Source organism: Acinetobacter sp. YH12021, assembly GCF_013420145.1.
GTDB classification, from domain to species: domain Bacteria; phylum Pseudomonadota; class Gammaproteobacteria; order Pseudomonadales; family Moraxellaceae; genus Acinetobacter; species Acinetobacter towneri.
Genome location: NZ_VOYT01000051.1, coordinates 1 through 3444 on the forward strand (window position 1 = coordinate 1; position 3444 = coordinate 3444).

General features: G+C 38.4%; 4 protein-coding genes. 3 read left to right on the forward strand and 1 reads right to left on the reverse strand.

Going from position 1 to position 3444, the window contains the following annotated elements; translation table 11 throughout:
* Window positions 1-297 (forward strand): HNH endonuclease signature motif containing protein (locus tag FTT91_RS14290; protein ID WP_180169692.1); only part of this gene is annotated, 297 nt, incomplete at its 5' end.
* Between the two features lie 549 nt (window positions 298-846).
* On the forward strand, window positions 847-2079 hold the full coding sequence (locus FTT91_RS14295; RefSeq protein ID WP_180169693.1) for an ATP-binding protein: 1233 nt from the start codon (window positions 847-849) through the stop codon (window positions 2077-2079).
* A 271-nt stretch (window positions 2080-2350) separates the two neighbouring features.
* Here FTT91_RS14295 and FTT91_RS14300 read toward each other — a convergent pair whose 3' ends face one another.
* A complete protein-coding gene (locus FTT91_RS14300) occupies window positions 2351-2680 on the reverse strand; it encodes a DUF4236 domain-containing protein (RefSeq protein ID WP_004726791.1) in 330 nt (109 codons plus the stop codon).
* 208 nt (window positions 2681-2888) lie between these two features.
* On the opposite strand from FTT91_RS14300, the gene FTT91_RS14305 reads away from it, so the two are divergent.
* On the forward strand, window positions 2889-3444 hold a 556-nt coding region (locus FTT91_RS14305), incomplete at its 3' end, for a WYL domain-containing protein (protein WP_180169694.1).

Here is a 3444-nt window from a genome sequence, read left to right on the forward strand (position 1 = left end):
GTGGGATATGTGGAGTCGATTAGTCCAATTTCTCGGTCAAAGCCCAAGGCCTTTTCGGCATTAACCAAGAGTCTGCTTAAGCACAATTTTCTGGTGGGTAATCATAACTTTTGCCTCATTTGTGATGGATTGATCTATCTTGATTCTACTGAATCGGATCATCGGATTGCCAAAGCCGTAGGTGGGCAAGGTGTTCTAGAGAATGGTCTGCTGGTTCATCCCATCTGTAATAGGATGAAATCAGATCTGAGCCTGGAAGAGATTAGAGCGGCTTTGTTTGGTGAATTACTGTATTAATCAACAGAGCGATGAGCTCATTTTTGCAGAAGTATCAATGATTAATCACATGATTTAACTTTTGATACATTCAGCCAATATGGTTATTTTTAATTCAGTCCAGAATCACAACCAGAAACTAGCTGTAGTTTCTGAATGACCGTCAAGGTCCTTAGTTTCGCCCATAGATTCCCTCTGTGGGCTTTTTTTGATCTAAAATTGTATAGATGCTCTAAAATAAACCTTTTAGCATTTCATAAGCAATTAGGATTAAGGCTGAGACCATCAGCACAACAAAAATGAGTTCCACTCTAGTTAACAACTTAGTTCCATTTACTTTTCACTTAATTTATATAGCAGTTAACTCGTAGCATAAATGAAATAACATGACATGGAAAATAATCAAAAAGACAGAATTTGGATTTTGATCAGATCTACTGTTTGCATGCTTCAACAGTAGCTTTGAATGTTTCACTTAAACTTTAAACTTTTTTTAAAATTTAATATTTTTACATCTAGGTTCTAAACTTTGATAGAATTAATTAAAACTTTAGATTTCAAGTGTAAACAATGAGAAGCGCTAATATTCGACGTGATGGCTACTTAAAATTTCTGAATACATGGCAAAACCGTGATGTCATTAAAGTACTTTCAGGTGTGCGTCGCTCTGGAAAATCCACCTTATTGGCGATGTTTCAACAAGACCTGAAAGCACAGGGTGTACAAGCCGAAAACATCATTGCCATCAACTTCGAATTTATGGAATTTGAAGAACTCACCGATTACCGTAAACTACATGATTATGTATTGTCCAAAGTTGATAAAAGTAAAAAAAATTATGTTTTTTTAGATGAAATACAACATGTTAAAAATTTTGAGAAAGTAGTCGACTCTTTATATGTTCGGGATTATATCGATTTATATATTACAGGCTCAAATGCATTCTTTCTAAGTGGAGAACTTGCGACTTTACTTACAGGACGCTATATCGAGCAACACGTTCTACCTCTGTCATTCCAAGAATTTAAACAGTGGCATATTGAAAATAATCCGATCATCCAACAATTATCCAATCGTGATTTGTATGCCATGTATACGCGCAGTAGTTTCCCTTATACGCTTGCCATGACTAGCCAGCAGGAAACTTATGATTACTTGCAAGCGGTCTATGCCAGTGTAATGTTTAAAGATGTTATTCCCCGTTTGAATACTGCCGATATTAACTCTCTCGAGCGTGTCGCAAGATATTTGGCAAGCGTGACAGGCTCACCTATTTCCATCAATAAAATTAAAAATACCTTTGTTTCAAGTGGGGTTAAGATTTCATTTGAAACAGTAAAACGCTATATTCAGGGCTTACAGGACAGTTTGTTATTTTATAGTGCCGCACAATTTAAAGTACGCGGGCGTGAGTTATTACAATCCTCTGAAAAATACTATTTAGTTGATGTCGGATTGCGCCGGATTATGTTGCCTGATGCTAATGCTGATCAAGGTCATATCTTAGAAAATGTGATTTATCTTGAGCTTGTCAGACGAGGTTATACGGTCTATGTAGGGCGGGTTGATGAATATGAAATTGATTTTGTTGCTGTCGATACTTTACAGAATTTAACTTATTATCAGGTGGCATTAGAAACGCTCAATGAGGAGACACTCAGCCGAGAGTTACGTCCATTACAGAAAATTTCTGATTCGTATCCCAAGTATTTGCTTACCTTAGACACGATAGGGGCTGAAGCGAATTATAATGGTATTGTAAAAATGAGTGCTCTCGATTGGTTGCTATCTGAAAATAAGTAAAGTTGAGGGTAGACATGGATACTCTTATTTATTAATTAAAAATCAAAGACTTTTCAGCATCATCCAAGAATGTATTCAAGCATAATTTCTGCTCCAATTGTGATGGATCGATTTACCTCGATTCGATTGAGTCAGACCCTCATGATTGAGCCAGAGTCGCTTACTGAAAGTAGCGAGAATTGCGCTGGAGTTTCTGAAGGATATTAATTCCTTAGTTTGCCCATTCATCCATGTGGGCATTTTTTTTGATCAAAATACAATGCTGTTCTTGCTAAAAAATGACGGCACCTACAATAAAACACAATATTCCAAAAATAATCCAAGGCCAGATCTTTGTCTTCGGTTGTTCTAAATTCTGAGGATTATATTCCGTGTGTTCTAGCGATGTCGGTTGTGGAACACGGGTCTTTTTAGAGTAAGGCTGGTGTTTAGAGTAAGATAGTCCCGTACCTGGAATGCCGACACTGGTTCGCGTACCTTTTTTCCCAATATTTAGAGAAGCACCAGGTTTGCCAATGCTGGCACTGCTGATGCCTTTATGGGTCAGATTAATTTTAAAACCCGGGAATAATTTAATACTTTTACGAAATCTAAAACCCATATTGCTCTCATTCTAAAATTTAGCTCAATTTACGCTCTACACCAGGATCCATGATCTGCTAGAGATCTTACTTTGACAGCTATCATCACGATATTAGTATATTTTTTATCTGGTGATTGCAATACTACCTTTAAATACCGTCAAAAATGTTTACTGTATATTTGCTGTAGGGTAATCTTAAAGCTGCTATTTATTGACTGATTGGTATATGACGACAGATAAGCATGAAGTCCTGCTACGAATGCGAGCGATCGAGCTGCTTGCTTACTGGGAAGGTCGTTTGGTTACCAATCGTTTAATGAGCTGGTTTGGGCTCAGTCGACAGCAGGCTTCTGCGGATATCAAGCGTTACAATACGCTGTATAACCCAGATGCCTTGATTCATGACCCCTCCGTCAAGGGTTATGTGCCTAAAGCCAGCTTCCAGCCTGTACTGACTACAGCGCATTTCAATGAATATCTCAATATGTTGTCAGGTTTGGTTAGTGAATCGCATGCCCTGATTGCGATGCCAGAACCGAATCTTGCAGCAGTTCAATTACCTGATCGCAGTGTACGTCCTGAAGTGATTCGGGAAGTTTTGCGTGCCTGCCGAAACCAAAACACTTTAAAAATGATTTATGCCTCGATGCAGAATCCGCAGTGGCATGAACGCATCATTTCCCCACACACCCTGGTGTATACCGGTTTTCGCTGGCATGTCCGTGCCTATTGCCATCAGAGCAAGCAGTTTAAGGACTTTTTACTCTCCAGAATTGATCGCA